Below are 16,130 nucleotides of genomic sequence, written 5' to 3'. Positions count from 1 at the left end.
AATCCGTCCCGGCGAACCCGGAACGGATCTTTTCTAAGGTTTCACAATGTACATGGCACGGTCATCGCCTTCACCATTCAGTATTAGTGTACCGTCATCTGTAAATCGCGGCACCACTAATCTTTCTTCTATTTCATCCAGCGTATTTAGCGGACGCACCTTCAGTTCATCAAATTCATATAACATGATCGTGTCACTATCACGGTCTGGAACACTTAACGCAACAGAATCCCCTTCAACTGCAAACTCATCAAAGCCCGGCGTTTGAATTTCCTGCACTTCCCCGGTTGTACGGTCAGCCTGGATCAGTACTGGCAATTCATCTTCATTATGCCCCTGACCATAAATATACTTCCCACTCCACTGAACCTGTGTTACACGCTCATATGGCACTTCGATCTCATTGACCTTTTCTAATGTCTGAATGTCATATACGATAAGCCTTGTTACTCCCTGACTTTCTTCAGGAATCACAATAAAGTTCCCCTGCACATCAGCCAAACTGCTGCTGCTAATCCGTTTATCTAATTCATACAGTAGTGCCGATTCCCGGGTTTCAAGGTTCATACGATAATAGCCTTCACTGCCTCTGTGATAAACCAGCGTATCCCCTTCAATGGCCAAGTTGAAATAGTAGTCTCCTTCAAGTGTCATAGTCTCCTGATTCGTTCTATTCATCATATACAGGATAGAATCCCCTTCAGACGGGTCTGTCCAGACAATCCAGTCCTCAGTCGCAGCAAATTCATATGTCACAGAAGATAACTCCGCCAGCTGCTCCTTCGTCCCTGATTCTTCATGATAAGCATATAACCCGTTCTCTTCAGAAAAAACCAGCTCTGACGTCTCATCTATATACAGCGCACGTACGAGTGATGGATATGGCGTATCAGGCACAACCACTTTTTCAATTGTCATATCCTGCGCTGTGCGGTTCGGCATCATTTCAGGCGCAACCAGGATGGCGAGCATGATCAGCGCAATTGCACCTGCTAATGCCGGAAGTACCTGAAACCGCCTTTTTTTCCGCTTATGAATCCGGTTATACACACCTTCTTTTTCAGCAGCAGTGAAATGAAGATTCTCAGGCAAGGATTTCTCAAGTTCCTGCTTAATACTCATAATCACCCTCCTCAATCGAGATTCTTGCAAGCTGCCTTCCTCTCGCAAGCCTCGTTTTAACCGTATTTGAAGAACACCTCAGCACCTCTGAGATCTCATTAATTGATAGCTCATCATAATAAAACAGCCAGATGACCTCTCTATACTTCACCGGCAACTCCTTCACCATTTCTCCGAGTGTGCGATTTCCTTCGCTTTTGATATAGAGTTCTTCTGCAGATGAGCCCTGGTTAAAGGAACGCAGCTTGTCGGTAAACCCTATTTTCCGAAAAGACCAGCTTCTTAAATAATTCTGGGCTTCATTTACTGCGATTCTATAGAGGTATGTCTTAACGGAAGCGCGCTTTTCAAACTGGTCAAAGCGTGAATAGAATTTAACAAATGTGTCCTGCAGGATGTCTTCTGCTTTTTGTACATCTTTTACATATGTATAGATCAGCCTTTTCAAATAGTTTCCGTGGTCCTCCATTGCCTGGTTGAGGATGCGGTCTTTTTCATTGTTTTTCAAGCGGGCGCCTCCTTTCTATATACGTTGGACAAAGTTCAATACATTGAGGTTTCATTTACAAACAAATTCTTTACTTTTCATAAAAATCGGATTATTATATCATTAAGATATATAACTAAAAGATATAGGTGGTGGAACCTTGCCCAAAGAAAATGACACACCTTATGTATTACTTGGCATGATGACAACAGGCTGTAACACCGGGTATTCCATGAAACAGATGATTGACAACAGCCTGAGCCACTTTTGGAAAATCAGCTACGGACAGATCTACCCTTCCTTGAAAAAGCTGACGGATGAAGGGCTTGCAGTGGCAAGAAAAGAACCTCAACAGGATAAGCCGGATAAAATCACGTACGAGATGACACCTGCAGGAAAAGAAGCGCTTGAGAACTGGCTGACTTCTCCGATTGATAGCGGTCTGCCTGTGCAAAAGAATGAATGGTTGCTGAAGCTGTTTTTCAGTAGACATGAAGCACCTGCCTCTGCAATTGAAAAAATCAGGCAGTATGAAAACCAATTGGAAGAGAAGCTCGCAATCTACAGACAGATTGAACATAACATCCATAATGCTGAGATCCGGTCAGAGGATGAGCGATTCTGGTTATTCACACTCCACCACGGTTTCAAGACGACGGCTGCTGCAATTGAGTGGTGCCGCGAAGTCACGGAAGAACTTCAAAACGGGGAGGAATAAAAGATGGGTAAAAAGCTTGAGCAGGGAAGATTTATGGCGACGCACGGTCAAGAGAAGACGGTTTTCATCATCGGCATGAAGATCAATAAACTTTGGGCAATTCATAAGTGGCTTCCGGCATTCATGGCAATGGGTCCGATGCTCAAGGAACTTTATACGCATAAAGAGCTCGGCTTTTTATCCACTGAAACGTTCCTTGGCTGGAGAATGGTCACACTTGTTCAATACTGGGACTCTAAGGATCAGCTCTACGCCTATGCAAAAGGGCAGCAGCATATGAAGGCATGGAAAGACTTTTACCAGAAAGCTGCCAAGTCTGAAGCTGTCGGCATCTTTCATGAGACGTATACGATTGCACCTGGCACATATGAAACTGTTTACAACAAAATGCCGGCTTTTGGTTTATCTAAAGCCATTGGGGTACAGCCTGTTGGAAAGAAAATGGATACCGCAGGAGATCGATTAAAAGCCCAGTGAATTCTGTATGTATAAACTTTTTACTGTTGGGCAGACTAATGATATCCCCTATTTATTAAGCCGGTTTCAATTTAATTGGAGCCGGTTTTTTTATTGGTTTAAACGGTAACTGTCCTTTATCTTTTCAGTGGTTAATTGAGTGATGAAAATCAATACGATGATCATCAAAATAGAGAAACACAGATTAGCTAAACCACTCAGCTGGAGGAAACGGTTCGTGATGGTTCTCAAAATCGTAAAGTAGAGTAGAAAAATAGCTGCAAACTGGAGCAGTAAATAGCCTTTATTACATAAGGCATTCATCGTGATCACTTCTCTTATGATGTCTTCTTCCGTTGCGGGCACGGCGCTTGCAGGAGGCCCCATAAAGGAGCAGGAGAGTATTTGGCACTGCCTCATAAAGCAGTGCCCTCACCTTATTCCAATTCCTCTTCCATCACACGATTCAACATCGAAACATAATCTCCATTATACCTTCCACCACCGCTGTACTTTTCGGTTTGTTCAAGCCTGGAGACTTCTCCTTCGCTATCTAACGCCTGCCATCTGATTGGATACTTCATTGAAAATGCTAAAGATTCAGGTGGTGATTGAGGATTTGTTGTAACTGCCTCTGCCGTTTTTTTCACTTTCTCCGGAAGTTTTGCATAGCCGTAGCTCTCACTTCCCGTGTTGAGCGTTTCGTTTACTTGAACGTGCGGCATATACAATGTCCGTTCATTCTCGCTGCCACGAAAATGCTCTGCATAAGTACGGTTGTATAAAAAGGTAAATTCCCACTTTTCTACCTCATCATCAGGATGTACATTCCAGAAAACATAAGGTCCTCCCTCTGCCTGCAGTAAATGCGGACGCGACGATGTGCTATCACTTACGTACACCCACTCCCCATCCAGCCATTTAAAGACACTGGCTCCATAGACATTTTCATCCGCTATATACGGGACAAAATAAGTCTCTTCATCAATCTGAATCATATCCTGAACCTTTTTATTAGGATTCTCCATAGGTAAGTCAGCTAATATTTCTTCTTCAGTAAGAAATTGATCCGGTACTGCCATTCTGTTGATCAAAAAGATTGATCCCCCGATGATCAATAGAGTGACGAACAAAATAAATCCTTTTAATTTCCAGCTCATTCCTCGCTCACTCCTTCCTCAAAAAAAGAAGCTGATTCAGAACGGTAATAATATTGATTATCAGCTGTGGTCACAAGCATCCCTTTTCCATCAGCCTCCAGGTACACCTGCACACCATAGCCCTCCTTCGCTTCAATACCGGTGATTAAATAAGGGAACTTCTCCTCAACCTGCTCCTGTTCATCCGGCTCTGAAGCATACTTCTGCTCCATCGCATCATCATACCAGCCAATGACATCATCATACTCAGCCTCGAAGCCGGTGATATCTTCTGCAAACTGTTCCACATTCAGTTTACCTCCTTCAGCAGAAGGATGAATGACAAACAGTTCTGCTCCGAATACATCATCCAGATACGTTTCAATTTCTCCCTCAGGATAAAACTGTGAGGAAATAAAGATCGTCAGGAGTGATGCACTCAGGAAAAGATAATTTGCAAAGAATCCGCTCCAGGCATATCTGTTATATACCTCCCAGCGCCCTCTTCTTTTTAAAACAAGATAAGCAACCCCAACACCTATCGGCAGAATGGCCAGTGAGATCATTTCGCCAAACGCAGGGAAGTCTATCGAAAAGGAAAACAGCCCAATCAGAACGATCAGCAGCATTTTCCTTGTAGCAGGCCGCTCTTCAGGATCGTGTTTCTGATAAAGGCTGATCAGCCAAAAAGCCAGTATAGTCCATGCCGCAAGCGCAGTGAAAAATTCCATTATGTTCCATTTGAATACAAAGTAAAATTCAATGATAACACCTCAATTTATGTATCTTTCTACTACCAACTATTCATTAGTTATCCAGTATGAAGCAACTCCCTTTTTTTATCAATCCAACTAAAAAAAGCCGAAACCACATTCGCAGTTTCAGCTCTCCGTTTCCGTATCCTCATCCGGCACATATTCAATGATATCTCCAGGCTGGCAATCCAGCGCTTTGCAGATCGCTTCAAGAGTGGAAAAGCGGATTGCCTTTGCTTTTCCATTTTTCAGGATCGACAGGTTGGCCATGGTGATGCCGACTTTTTCAGTCAGCTCGGTTACGCTCATTTTCCGTTTTGCCAGCATGACGTCTATATGAATGACAATTGCCATGTATGCTCACCTCAGACTGTTAAATCATTTTCTGTTTTAATATCAATTGCACTTCTTAATAATTTTTGGAGCACGTAAGCGAAGACTGCCACTACAAAGGATGCAAAAATAACAGCGATTCCGATGGCAATCACACCAGGTGCATCATCGTATTCTCCGATCATAAAAAAGAATGGCATTGTGGCAATATACACCCCACTGATTGCCAGAGCGCTGAATTTTATCATTCTTAACGCATGAACCGCATGATCTGAAAAGGCTTGATCCTTGTCGATTAAGTTTAAAAGTCTGAACGATTGATATAATGCGAAGTAAAAAGGAATACCCGATGCGTACATCCCAATTATAATACCACGTACCCAGTCAGCAAACATCTCATCACCTGCAACACCCTGCCAAAGTGCCGGCAGCGCAAACATGCATACCGCCAGTACAGCCAGCGCGAGCACCAATACCACAAACTTTAAAAACATTGTTGAACTTTTACTCATCTAGGACACCTCTCACTCATTACAATTGATTGTTCTTCATTTTGCTGATGTTAAGAAAATCTTAGCATGTTATTTATTGAAAAACAATAAATTTTTACTGTTTACATATAAAAAAGCCATACGTATATGGCTTTTCAAATTTTTATGATCATGGTAATGTCCACTCAATAAACTACCTTTCACAGCAAATCATACAGACGCCACACGCTTCTCCAGCAGCAGTCTAATCCACCACATTAAAATCAAACTATAGCCCGCAACTGAAAAAATCGTCCATAAAGCCCCCTGTTGCAATTGAGACAGAAAGAACTCGTATTCATTCTGTTCGATCAGTCTGATAGATGTGGCACTACTTAAAATCGAAATGACAGGTATCAATAACACCAATACTAAAACAAAAATCTCCATCACAAACTTTTCTCTTCGTCCAATTCTGATCAGGGCGGTAATAAAGGTAACAGCTAAAAATCCACTGTAGATCATCCAAAACCAATTGGGCATCGTTTCCCAGTACATGCTTTTCTCCCCCTTCTCCTCAGTCGCTTGTTAAGAGTTAGACTATTGAACGGTAAAAAGGTTTCAGGTATTATCAAAAAACTTATCGCTTTTTCTGTCATTCAATGATCCCTGCCTCTGATACTTCATTACTGCACACCCCCATGTTTTACAAATATATGGGATGCCGAGAAGAAATACAGGACTGAAAATGGAAATTTTTATGTGCTAGAATAGTTATAGAGAAAATGGTAAATGAATGGGGATGAGAAAATGGCTTTGAAAATCATCAGGATCACAGCTGCTATCGTGACCTTTGCTTTTGCCATGCATGGTCTTATTACAGGCAGTAACCTGCTTTTAGGCTGGATGATGCTATCTCTTGGCGTCATGATGCTTGTAATGGAAATTGAAGAAATTCAAAAAGATAAGAAGTTGATTGGCTATGTTAGTCTGGGTGCTTTTGTGCTGATCATCAGTACTGCAATTGAACAAATCATGCACTATTAGAAAAGCAGAACTCATGCTATACCAGCCAGGAATTCTGCTTTTTTGATTCTTCTTTCATTGCTTCAAATTGCCGCTTCTTTTCAAGGTAAGTCAGCCACAGGCCAAATCCCGCCACGACGATGAATAATGGAATCGTCATGAAATCACTGACCGGCGTAATTGAGCCTAAAACTAAGATTGCAAACCCTACAACAACAATAAAAATACCCATTACCTTACCCCTTTCATCAAAAAAACTCATACAATCCATTCTCAAAGTAATCGAACTCCTTAGAACTCAGTCGAAATCGTCCATATCCTTCATAAAATCCTTCAGTCAACTCACGATCAGCCATCACTTTTCTAAGCGCCAGTGACACATCATACCTTGGATCTCCAACAGTCATCCCGGCTACGTCAATAAAAAATGAGACTTTGCCATCCACAACCATCACATTATCAGTCGTACAGTCTCCATGAATCACAGTCTGGCTGATCGCAGGAAGCGGATTTGCCTTCAGTTTTTCAAACAGCGCCCAGCTGCCATCACATTCTCCAGCCTCAAGATACCGTTCTGCTCTCTTCAGCTCACCTTCAAGCCAATTGCCTTCCCGGTTAAAGTAAGGGGTTGTGGTCTCATGAAGCCTGCACAACAGCTCTCCAAAACTTTTCATCAGCTGCTTCTTTTCATCCCGACTGCCTGCATCCCTCAACGCTTTTGTCAGCGTGTTCCCTTCTTCATAAGACATCAAAAGGTGATTCTGATTCATTTCTTCTATGTAATCAATATAGACTGGTACAGGAATCTCCTGCTGACCCTTTAGTTTCTTCAGCACTTCAGCTTCCGTCTTCAGCCATTCGCGGTACTTTTCTTTAAATGAGCTTTTTAAAATAAACAAACCATCTTCTGCAGTAATTTTATGTACAGTTGACGTCCACCCCTGATCTTCAATCAGATCAACCTGCTGGATAACGCCTATTTTATTCTCAATCTTACTTCGCAACTCATCATTCAATTGAAACTTCAATCCCCTTGTCAACGGTGTCCCTCTTCTCTTTTTTATGTTTCCTTTCTCATCACCAAACCGAGAACAAATATAATCCCCCCCTGTTCCAACCAACTAATTCTCCATCTATGCAGGAATCTCCTGTTTTTAACAGAAAGAAATATAGAGTATATTTCTTAAAATTGGATTTAAGGCATTTATTTTACAGACGAAAGCACTATATCATCAAGAATTCATTTATCGAAACGTTTAAAGATCATTTTAATCAGACCAATCTCCCTAATCAGCTGAAGCACGGCACGAGGCTGGTCGGCAGATGGATGCGTGATTAGAAGGATGGCACAACTGAAGTGTTTGCGATTTGGAAATATGACAGTTACGAAGATTATGTAGCGATTGAAACGGATATTAAAAATGATCGGGAGCATGTAGTGAGAATTAAAAAATGGTATGAGATGCACGGCGGCAGAGACCTTGTTATGAGTGAGTACATACTTGAAGTGAGGAATGAAGCGCTGGAAGATACGGTGAAATAAATCTTTCTTAAGCAACTCCGTTGACATTGCCCTTCTATTTGTATTACCTTTAATCCCGACCTGATTAATATGACTTTTAAAAAGTTCAATAGATCAAACAATTTTTAGGAGGGATTATTGTGAAAAAGATTTGGAAAGGCTATTTGGATGCCTCACTGATTCTGAAGGTCACTATTGCACTTGTGATTGGTGCAGCAGTTGGCTTTATTTTCGGTGAACAGGCCTCTGTTCTGACACCACTTGGCGACCTATTGATGAATTTGCTTAACTTCTTAATTCTGCCGCTGATCTTATTCACGCTGATTGTCGGTGTGAACCAGACAAAGCTGAATTCACTGGGACGAATGGGCGGAAAAGTATTTCTATATTATGCAGCAACATCTGCACTCGCGATTATTGTAGGACTGACGGTCGCTTCACTCTTTTCACCTGGAACCGGTATGACACTTGATACAAGTGAAACATTTGAAGCGCCGGAGAACCCTGGTATTGTGAGTGTGTTGCTGAGTATTGTGCCTTCAAATATTGTGACGGCATTCTCTGATTTCAATTTGCTTGGCATTATTTTCACAGCGATTGTATTCGGAATTGCAATCTCTTACCTTCGTTCAAATAAAGACACGCAGGCACTTGGTGAGCAGGTGTACAGTGTTGCTAACGGACTGAACGAAGCAACGATGTTTATCGTAAGAGGCGTGCTTCAATACGTGCCGATCGGTGTATTTGCGATTGTGGCAAATACAGTCGGAACGCAAGGGACAGGCATTCTTGTTGAACTATGGAATGTTGTCATGGTGCTATATGTAGGAATCGCGGTACAGATTTCACTGTATATTTTAGTGATGGTTCTGTTCAAGATCAGTCCTGCTGCTTTCTTCAAAGAAGCGAGAACACCAATGCTGACTGCTTTTGCGACACAGAGCAGCTCAGGTACGCTGCCACTTACACTGAATGCAGCAAAGAACCTTGGACTATCAAAAAGCTTATATGGCTTCAGTCTGCCGCTTGGTGCAACCATTAACATGGATGGTGCAGCGATCCGAATTGCTGTATCAGCCGTTTTTGCAGCAAATGTAGTCGGTGAACCACTCGGATTTTCTGAAATGCTGATGGTGGTACTAGTCGGAACGCTTGCTTCAATCGGAACAGCCGGTGTCCCTGGCGCTGGAATTGTCATGATCGCAACTGTATTTGCACAGCTTGGTCTGCCAATGGAAGCTGTTGCCCTGCTTGCTGCAATTGATGTGCTTGTCGGAATGGGTGCAACGATGCTGAATGTGACAGGTGATCTGGTTGGATCGAATGTGATTAATAAGACTGAAGAAAAGAAAAAAGTTGCTTAATGTGAGAAGCTGTCCTTAAATGGGCAGCTTTTTTTACTTATAGAGAAGATGATAAAACTTACATACACCGAATCTGTACCGGTTACTTGGGGAAAGTCTCCCCCTTCAAAATCTCTAACCTTACAAAATTGTTGAAGTTATACTGTAAAAAATTAATTGAGTCATAGATAAGGAGTGAAGTGATGAAAAGAGTAGATGTTGTCTATTCATTGATTGTTGATAAAAAAGAAGAAAATGTGCTGGTGGTCCATAATATTAAATATGATAACTGGTCTTTACCTGGCGGCTCAGTGGAACCTGGTGAGACACTCGCTGATGCGGCAGTGCGGGAAGCGAGAGAAGAAACCGGCTTAAATGTTGAAGTAGGCCGCATCCTGACGGTAAATGAAGCTTTTATGATGAAGGATCAGCACCATGCGATTTTTATTACCTTTGCTGCCAGCATAATCGGCGGTGACATTGAGATACAGGATACAGAAACCGTTTCAAATGTGAAATGGGTGAGTTTGGATGAGGCTGATGAATTGATGCCTTATTATAAGGGTGGTTTGAAGCAATTATTGAAGGGTGATGCTCCTTATGTTTTTCAGGGGGAAGTGAAGTAGTAGCCCGGACGTCTTAGATTTTTTCCGTTTCTGCATCACTTCTGCAAATTTTGTGGGTAAAGCAATCACAAAGGAGTTGATTGCATGAGTGACTATAAGAAAAATAGCATCACATTAACCGGAGCGGTTGGGCTCGGGACAGGCGTTATGATCAGTGCTGGTATTTTCGCCCTGCTTGGTCAGGTAGCTGAGCTTTCTGGTGCATGGTTTCCGCTGATGTTTATTGCGGGCGGGATTGCAACATCATTCAGCGCTTATTCTTATATTAAAATGAGTAATGAATACCCTTCCGCCGGAGGAATCGGGATGTTCCTCGTGAAGGTTTACGGTGAAACCACGATCACAGCAGGTGCTGCCCTACTAATGGCGCTGTCCATGGTGATTAACCAGAGCCTGGTGGCAAGAACATTCGGTACATACACGCTTCAGTTATTCGGCACGGATTCCGGAAGCTGGCTTGTACCGGTTTTAGGGGTAGGTCTGCTGACTACAGCATTTTTAATCAACATAGCAGGAAATTCATTTATCCAGACCTTCACTTCTATTATGTCGTTGTTAAAAATCGTTGGTTTATCCATTTTTGCCATAGCAGGTCTATGGGCTGCGGGCTTCTCCTTTGAAGCGGCAGAGCCTGGAGGCAACCCTCCTGAACTGTCCCCTGCAAGCTACATTGCTGCTATTGCACTGACAATTTTAGCGTTTAAAGGCTTTACAACAATCACCAACAGCGGCTCTGAAATTAAAGAGCCAAAGAAAAATGTAGGCCGTGCGATTATGATTTCAATTGCGATCAGCCTGTCTATCTATATGCTATTGGCATGGGCTGTATCAGGAAGCCTTTCGATCACAGAAATCATCGAGGCGAAAGACTATGCGCTGGCTGAAGCGGCAAGGCCTGCTTTTGGAGATTTAGGCGTCTGGTTTACAGTCATTATTGCAATCCTTGCTACGGTTTCCGGCATCATTGCCAGTGTCTTTGCAGTCTCAAGAATGCTCGCGATGCTGACTGATATGAAGCTGATTCCTCACAAACATTTTGGCATGCCGGGTGATATTCAGAAGCATACGCTTGTATACACCATTGTTTTTGCAATGGCACTTACGATTTTATTTGATCTAAGCAGAATTGCAGCAATTGGCGTTATTCTTTATCTGGTGATGGATATGATTATTCATTGGGGTGTGCTGAAGAAGCTGAAAGGTAAAGTGCAGGCTAACCGCGGAATTGTGACAGCTGCTTTGATCATTGATGCAGTTGTGCTAGGTGCTTTTGTCTGGGTTAAGCTGCAGCAAGACTGGCTGATTGTGGTGGTGGCTGTTGTAATTACAGCGATTACTTTTGTTGGTGAGAGGTTTTTCTTAAAAGCTGAAGATTAGAATGAAACATAAATACACTTAAGCCGCGATAAGCCTGCATACAATTGGTTGTCGCGGCTTTCTTTTTAATCTTCTTCAATTAACCCCAGTTCTTTTTTTACGTCATGGTTCTTTAGCCAGTTTTCATTTTTCTGTACTGCTAACTCCGCTTTCAGTAATTCATTTAAAAGTTTATTAACGTGTTTATCATTTTCATTGGAAGGCATTCTGTCCAAGAGATTCAACCTCCATCTTTTTATTTTTGTTTATTGTATCATCCACCAAAAAGTCAAACAAAGATATATCAAATTACAAAAAGCCGGTGCGCAAACATATGCGTACCGACTTTTCTTATCAGATGCTATTACACCGCCATCTTACGGCACTCTTCTGCACAATTACGGCAAGCTTCTGCACATTGCTGGCAGTGGTCGTGATCATGCTTTGCACACTCATCTGCACAAGCTTCACAAATCTCCGCACACAATCCGCAAATCTCACGTACATGTGGGCTGTTTGTCTGCATCGCCGTAATGGCAAGTGCACAGATATCTGCACATTCACGGTCTGAACGGATACAATCCGCCATCATCTTCACGTCTTCTTCACTCAGGCAGGCATCAAAACAATGATTACAGGCTTCCAGACACTTCTTACACGCTTCAAGACAATCCTGGTATTGCTGATTCATTTGTAACTCCTCCTTTATGTAGGTTCTAGTACATTCTTTCCCGATGAAATTATTGGTAAACGGGTTCGGTCATATTCATTAAAAAACCTTCGTTTCTGCATATTTTCTGCACAAAATCTGCGTATACTTAATAGAAGGAAAAAGGTGGCGGGTATATGAACAGACTTTCATTGAAAATCAGCTTATTTTATTTAACAGGGATTGCGGTAATTCTGACAATCTCTTTATTTCTCGTGCATAATCATCTCGTAGATCAGCAGGTTGAAAATGAACTTGAGAGGTTACAGCAGCGCGGCGACAGCCACCGGGATGTCCTGACAGAAAATTTTAACCGGACGACAGTCAGCCACGTTGTCATGATGGAAGAAAAGGCACTTACGGAAGTGGTCATTATGAATGAGAATGGTTCAGTAGAAGGTTCTTCCAATCAGGCTGAAGCTTATGTGAAAGACAGCTGGTTAAGAGCACCAGAGGGCATTGCGGAGGACGACTGGCGTAACGAACAGTTTCTAGCTGCGATCAGTCCTATTGAGGGTGGCGGGAGCGTAATCATGCTAGAACCCACCCGTCAGATCCAATCCCTGATCACGGAATTGAATCATCATTTTGCAATTGCGGCGCTATTAACCGGGCTTTTCCTGGTGGTCAGCCTGTATTTCCTGAGTCATTTCATTACAAAACCCCTGCTTTCCATTCGAAAAGCAGCAGGAAAATTGAGTCAGGGTGACGTACTGACTGTTCCTGAAACCAAAAGGAATGATGAAATAGGCGAGCTTGCCCGGTCGATCACAAAAATCTCCGGTGACCTGCACCAGATTCAACAGTCCCGCAAAGCATTTCTGACCTCAATTGCCCATGAACTCAGAACGCCGATCACTTATATAAAGGGATATGCCGGACTATTGAAGAAACAGGATTCGTCTTATGGGAAGATTATTTACGAAGAGGCAGACAGACTTCATCGTCTGATAGAAGACTTATTCGAGCTTGCAAGACTCGAAGAAAACAGTTTTACAATTGAACCTGAAAAAACAAAAATGACAGTGTTTATAAGGTCTGTTATTGAAAGAATGCAGCCGGCTTTTCATAAAGAAAATATCAGCCTCGGGATTACAGCTGAACAGCCTTTTTATAAGATGATCGACCAAAAGCGGCTGGAACAGGTGATGATCATTTTGCTGGATAACGCATTAAAATATACGCCTTCCCAAAAGACAGTCACCGTTTCTGTTGAAAAAGAAAAAATTGAAGTAACAGATGAAGGACCTGGTGTCAGGGAAGATGCACTACCCCATTTATTCGACCGTTTTTACAGGGTGGATGCTTCAAGAAACAGAGACACTGGCGGGACAGGTCTCGGGCTTGCGATCGCAAAGGAGATCGTTGAGGCGCATGATGCCGCTATCTTTGCTGAAAATACAAAAACAGGTTTAAAGATCACCATTGATCTGAAAGGGGTCGCAGATGAAGAAGATCGTACTCGTCGATGATGAACAAAGAATGCTGGATCTGCTGGAACTTTATTTGAAGCCGCTCGACTATGATTGTTTGAAACTCAGAAGCGGTGAAGATGCAATCAGGCTGGTAAAAAATGAAGAGCCTGACCTGATGATTCTCGATGTGATGATGCCTGTCATGGACGGATTTGAAACGTGCCGCATGATCCGCAGGTTTTCAGATGTCCCTATCATTTTATTAACGGCGCTTCATGAAAAAGAGGATATTGTTAAAGGGCTGCAGTATGGCGCAGATGATTACATTGTAAAGCCTTTTGATGAGGAAGAGCTTGTGGCAAGAATTCATGCCGTATTTAGGCGTACTTCTGATGATTTTGCCAGAAGAATTGAGTATGAAGGACTTGTCTGGGATGAGTTTTCACATGAGCTTTCTTATAAAGGCAAACAGCTGAAAGTAACACCGAAAGAATTTTCGATCCTCGGGCAGCTGCTGAAGAACCCCGGACGCGCTTATTCGAGAGAGCAGCTGCTATCGATCATTTGGGGTTACGAGGCATGGACAGATGGACGTACAGTGGATTCACATGTCAGAAACCTCCGGGACAAGCTCAGAAAGAAAGGCTTTCCTGTCGAAGAACATTTACAAACCGTATGGGGAGTGGGTTATAAGTGGATAAAATAAATGCAGGGCTTTTAAGTAGCGTGCTGCTTTTGACAGCGTGCTCGTCAGATGAAGCATTTTTTGAAGAAGTAAATGCAGATACAGGACATGCTCATGTGCATGGCATGGACTATGTGGATGGCGAACTGATGATTGCTACGCATTATGGACTTTTAAAAAAAGAAGATGATACGTGGCTTCACTCGACTGCTAACAACCATGATTATATGGGCTTTACTGCATACGGTGAAGGGTTTTATGCAAGCGGTCACCCCGAACCTTCCACTGATCTTGAAAATCCGCTGGGACTGGTAAAAAGCACAGATCAGGGGGAAACGCTTGAACAGCTGGTCTTCTCCGGTGAAACCGATTATCACTATATGTCAGTCAGTAAAAACACCGGTCGTCTTTACACTGCACTAATGCATGGAAACAGCGAGCTTGAACCCGGATTTTATTACACAGATGATGAAGGAAACGAGTGGTCACCAATGGCGCTTTCAGGTCTTGAAGCAGAATCTATTTTTGGTCTGGCAGCACATCCTGACAATCTGGAGCAGGTTGCAATTCTGACTAACAGGGGAATTTATGAATCTACTGATGCCGGAAAAAGTGTTACTTTATTGCAGGAAACTGAAGGCGCAAGCGCTGCTATGTATACAGAAGATCCGCTTTATACAGTACAAAACCAAACATTTATGTCACAGGATGAAAAACTGGGCGACATTCCGCTGGAGGAACCCGTTCTCTATCTAGCCGTAAATCCATCTGATTTAGAAATGATCTATGCAGTGACCGGGGACGGTGAAGCTGCAGTAACGGAGGACGGAGGAGTGAGCTGGTCCGCTGAAGAAATCATCCCATCAGAATAATGTCCTACTAAAAAAGCTGGGAGTTGAGCCTCTCAGCTTTTTGGTTATTCAGCAGATAATTCGTCCTCTGTTACCCATTTGTGGTTCGTTACTTCTTCACCTGATTGCAGTGTGAAATCAATCATATAAACAGTCGTTTCCTCTGCAGAATCAATCGTTGCAGTTACGCCATTCATCCCTTCCATATGTTCAGCTTCCACCTGTACTTCGTCACCTTCTGCATAAGGTTCCTCTGTCGCATCTGTGATTTCCTCATGAATGATCCACTTATGATCTTCTACACGTTCACCACCATCAGTCGGGTCATATGAAATACTGTAAGCTACGGTATGATAAGCGCCTACGATCGTCGCTTCAGCACCTTCCATCCCTTCCATATGTGCTTCAGTGATGATTGCAGTGTCCCCTTCTTCAAATGTCGGGTTCTCTGCTTCTCCCAACCCTTCCGGCACTTCACCCGAGCCGGACATATTCATGCCTGAGTGATCCATACCTCCCATTGAATCCTCATCTTCCATGTGGTCCATGTCATCCATGTTCTCTTCCATGTTTTCTTCCATATTGTCACTCATATCGCCTGATCCCATCTCATCATCGCCGCCACAGGCTGCAAGCATTGCGCTGAGTGTAAATGCCATCGTACCCATTAACAATTTGTTTTTCATCTGTATGATTCCTCCTGATGTTTAATTTATATATAATTTACCCAAAGAATGTGCAGAAACTTTGCAGAAAAGCAGTTTCGATATGTTGTCACAGATATTTCTTTTTTTGAAATGGGGTCTCGTGTTTGAAGTGATTCAGCAGGCTTGCCTTTGCAGAGTACTGCCAGCGGATGCTAATTCTATCAAATCGAGGTGTTTTCCTTCAGTTTGGTTTTTTATTCCTTCAACCTTGAATTTTATCCATCAATTTAGACCATATTTCTTTCATTCATTGAGCTCTGCTCCACACATATTACCTTCAACCAACGCAGTATTTCCATCAATGTTGTGTGTATTCCCTTCAAATCGTACCACTTTCCCATCACCCGCCTCACAGACCAGCACCTTCACCAATCCCCACCTTTTACATCCACTCACCCTTCCACTACACT

22 protein-coding genes and 1 pseudogene are annotated in these 16,130 nt (G+C 42.7%); 10 read left to right on the top strand and 13 right to left on the bottom strand.

What is annotated here, in order from left to right; translation table 11 throughout:
- Positions 1–33: 33 nt before the first annotated feature.
- A complete protein-coding gene (locus ACH6CZ_RS11735) occupies positions 34–1,122 on the bottom strand; it encodes a hypothetical protein (RefSeq protein WP_374097640.1) in 1,089 nt (362 codons plus the stop codon).
- On the bottom strand, positions 1,112–1,630 hold the full coding sequence (locus tag ACH6CZ_RS11730; protein ID WP_374097639.1) for a sigma-70 family RNA polymerase sigma factor: 519 nt from the start codon (positions 1,628–1,630) through the stop codon (positions 1,112–1,114). Before ACH6CZ_RS11730 ends, ACH6CZ_RS11735 begins: the two co-directional genes overlap by 11 nt.
- Before the next feature lie 139 nt (positions 1,631–1,769).
- On the opposite strand from ACH6CZ_RS11730, the gene ACH6CZ_RS11725 reads away from it, so the two are divergent.
- Together ACH6CZ_RS11725 and ACH6CZ_RS11720 are read left to right on the top strand one after the other, a co-directional pair.
- Positions 1,770–2,327: a PadR family transcriptional regulator gene (locus ACH6CZ_RS11725; RefSeq protein ID WP_374097638.1), complete on the top strand. Its 558-nt coding sequence runs from the start codon at positions 1,770–1,772 to the stop codon at positions 2,325–2,327.
- 3 nt (positions 2,328–2,330) lie between these two features.
- A complete protein-coding gene (locus ACH6CZ_RS11720) occupies positions 2,331–2,804 on the top strand; it encodes a DUF4188 domain-containing protein (RefSeq protein WP_374097637.1) in 474 nt (157 codons plus the stop codon).
- A 416-nt stretch (positions 2,805–3,220) separates the two neighbouring features.
- Here ACH6CZ_RS11720 and ACH6CZ_RS11715 read toward each other — a convergent pair whose 3' ends face one another.
- The 5 genes from ACH6CZ_RS11715 to ACH6CZ_RS11695 form a co-directional block, all read right to left on the bottom strand.
- Complete coding sequence (locus ACH6CZ_RS11715) at positions 3,221–3,943, bottom strand: hypothetical protein (RefSeq protein ID WP_374097636.1); 723 nt, start codon at positions 3,941–3,943, stop codon at positions 3,221–3,223.
- Positions 3,940–4,653, bottom strand: a complete 714-nt coding sequence (locus ACH6CZ_RS11710) for a hypothetical protein (protein WP_374097635.1) — start codon at positions 4,651–4,653, stop codon at positions 3,940–3,942. Before ACH6CZ_RS11710 ends, ACH6CZ_RS11715 begins: the two co-directional genes overlap by 4 nt.
- A 150-nt stretch (positions 4,654–4,803) precedes the next feature.
- Positions 4,804–5,031, bottom strand: a complete 228-nt coding sequence (locus tag ACH6CZ_RS11705; protein WP_374097634.1) for a helix-turn-helix domain-containing protein — start codon at positions 5,029–5,031, stop codon at positions 4,804–4,806.
- Between the two features lie 11 nt (positions 5,032–5,042).
- On the bottom strand, positions 5,043–5,522 hold the full coding sequence (locus ACH6CZ_RS11700) for a DUF2975 domain-containing protein (RefSeq protein WP_374097633.1): 480 nt from the start codon (positions 5,520–5,522) through the stop codon (positions 5,043–5,045).
- Positions 5,523–5,711: 189 nt separating this feature from the next.
- Positions 5,712–6,038 (bottom strand): hypothetical protein, encoded by a 327-nt coding sequence (locus tag ACH6CZ_RS11695; protein ID WP_374097632.1) that lies wholly within the window; start codon positions 6,036–6,038, stop codon positions 5,712–5,714.
- 252 nt (positions 6,039–6,290) lie between these two features.
- Between ACH6CZ_RS11695 and ACH6CZ_RS11690 the strand changes: the two genes are divergently transcribed.
- Positions 6,291–6,527 carry a DUF3953 domain-containing protein gene (locus ACH6CZ_RS11690; RefSeq protein ID WP_374097631.1) on the top strand — a complete coding sequence of 79 codons (237 nt, stop codon included), beginning with the start codon at positions 6,291–6,293 and terminating at the stop codon, positions 6,525–6,527.
- A gap of 16 nt (positions 6,528–6,543) precedes the next feature.
- On the opposite strand, the gene ACH6CZ_RS11685 is transcribed toward ACH6CZ_RS11690, so the two are convergent.
- Positions 6,544–6,738 (bottom strand): hypothetical protein, encoded by a 195-nt coding sequence (locus ACH6CZ_RS11685; RefSeq protein WP_374097630.1) that lies wholly within the window; start codon positions 6,736–6,738, stop codon positions 6,544–6,546.
- A gap of 16 nt (positions 6,739–6,754) precedes the next feature.
- A complete protein-coding gene (locus tag ACH6CZ_RS11680) occupies positions 6,755–7,546 on the bottom strand; it encodes an aminoglycoside phosphotransferase family protein (protein WP_374097629.1) in 792 nt (263 codons plus the stop codon).
- 149 nt (positions 7,547–7,695) lie between these two features.
- Here ACH6CZ_RS11680 and ACH6CZ_RS11675 point away from each other — a divergent pair.
- The 4 genes and pseudogenes from ACH6CZ_RS11675 to ACH6CZ_RS11660 all read left to right on the top strand — a co-directional run bounded on the left by ACH6CZ_RS11675 (position 7,696) and on the right by ACH6CZ_RS11660 (position 11,374).
- Positions 7,696–8,049, top strand: a pseudogene (locus tag ACH6CZ_RS11675) (NIPSNAP family protein).
- Between the two features lie 119 nt (positions 8,050–8,168).
- A complete protein-coding gene (locus tag ACH6CZ_RS11670) occupies positions 8,169–9,392 on the top strand; it encodes a dicarboxylate/amino acid:cation symporter (RefSeq protein WP_374097628.1) in 1,224 nt (407 codons plus the stop codon).
- Between the two features lie 182 nt (positions 9,393–9,574).
- Entirely contained in the window at positions 9,575–9,997 is a 423-nt protein-coding gene (locus ACH6CZ_RS11665; RefSeq protein ID WP_374097627.1) for an NUDIX hydrolase, read from the top strand.
- Between the two features lie 84 nt (positions 9,998–10,081).
- Positions 10,082–11,374, top strand: a complete 1,293-nt coding sequence (locus tag ACH6CZ_RS11660; RefSeq protein ID WP_374097625.1) for an APC family permease — start codon at positions 10,082–10,084, stop codon at positions 11,372–11,374.
- A 65-nt stretch (positions 11,375–11,439) separates the two neighbouring features.
- Here ACH6CZ_RS11660 and ACH6CZ_RS11655 read toward each other — a convergent pair whose 3' ends face one another.
- Positions 11,440–11,589 carry a hypothetical protein gene (locus tag ACH6CZ_RS11655; protein WP_374097624.1) on the bottom strand — a complete coding sequence of 50 codons (150 nt, stop codon included), beginning with the start codon at positions 11,587–11,589 and terminating at the stop codon, positions 11,440–11,442.
- Positions 11,590–11,717: 128 nt separating this feature from the next.
- Entirely contained in the window at positions 11,718–12,044 is a 327-nt protein-coding gene (locus tag ACH6CZ_RS11650; RefSeq protein ID WP_374097623.1) for a four-helix bundle copper-binding protein, read from the bottom strand.
- Between the two features lie 155 nt (positions 12,045–12,199).
- On the opposite strand from ACH6CZ_RS11650, the gene ACH6CZ_RS11645 reads away from it, so the two are divergent.
- The 3 genes from ACH6CZ_RS11645 to ACH6CZ_RS11635 are packed head-to-tail and all read left to right on the top strand — an operon-like array spanning position 12,200 to position 15,034.
- Complete coding sequence (locus tag ACH6CZ_RS11645) at positions 12,200–13,534, top strand: sensor histidine kinase (RefSeq protein ID WP_374097622.1); 1,335 nt, start codon at positions 12,200–12,202, stop codon at positions 13,532–13,534.
- Positions 13,509–14,183, top strand: a complete 675-nt coding sequence (locus tag ACH6CZ_RS11640) for a response regulator transcription factor (protein ID WP_374097621.1) — start codon at positions 13,509–13,511, stop codon at positions 14,181–14,183. Before ACH6CZ_RS11645 ends, ACH6CZ_RS11640 begins: the two co-directional genes overlap by 26 nt.
- Positions 14,171–15,034 (top strand): F510_1955 family glycosylhydrolase, encoded by an 864-nt coding sequence (locus ACH6CZ_RS11635; protein ID WP_374097620.1) that lies wholly within the window; start codon positions 14,171–14,173, stop codon positions 15,032–15,034. Before ACH6CZ_RS11640 ends, ACH6CZ_RS11635 begins: the two co-directional genes overlap by 13 nt.
- A gap of 44 nt (positions 15,035–15,078) precedes the next feature.
- Here ACH6CZ_RS11635 and ACH6CZ_RS11630 read toward each other — a convergent pair whose 3' ends face one another.
- A complete protein-coding gene (locus ACH6CZ_RS11630; protein WP_374097619.1) occupies positions 15,079–15,699 on the bottom strand; it encodes a YdhK family protein in 621 nt (206 codons plus the stop codon).
- 264 nt (positions 15,700–15,963) lie between these two features.
- A complete protein-coding gene (locus tag ACH6CZ_RS11625; RefSeq protein ID WP_374097618.1) occupies positions 15,964–16,089 on the bottom strand; it encodes a hypothetical protein in 126 nt (41 codons plus the stop codon).
- Positions 16,090–16,130: the final 41 nt, after the last annotated feature.

The organism is Jeotgalibacillus sp. JSM ZJ347 (assembly GCF_044383825.1).
GTDB lineage: Bacteria > Bacillota > Bacilli > Bacillales > Jeotgalibacillaceae > Jeotgalibacillus.
This window is presented reverse-complemented; position numbering and strand designations above follow the sequence as displayed.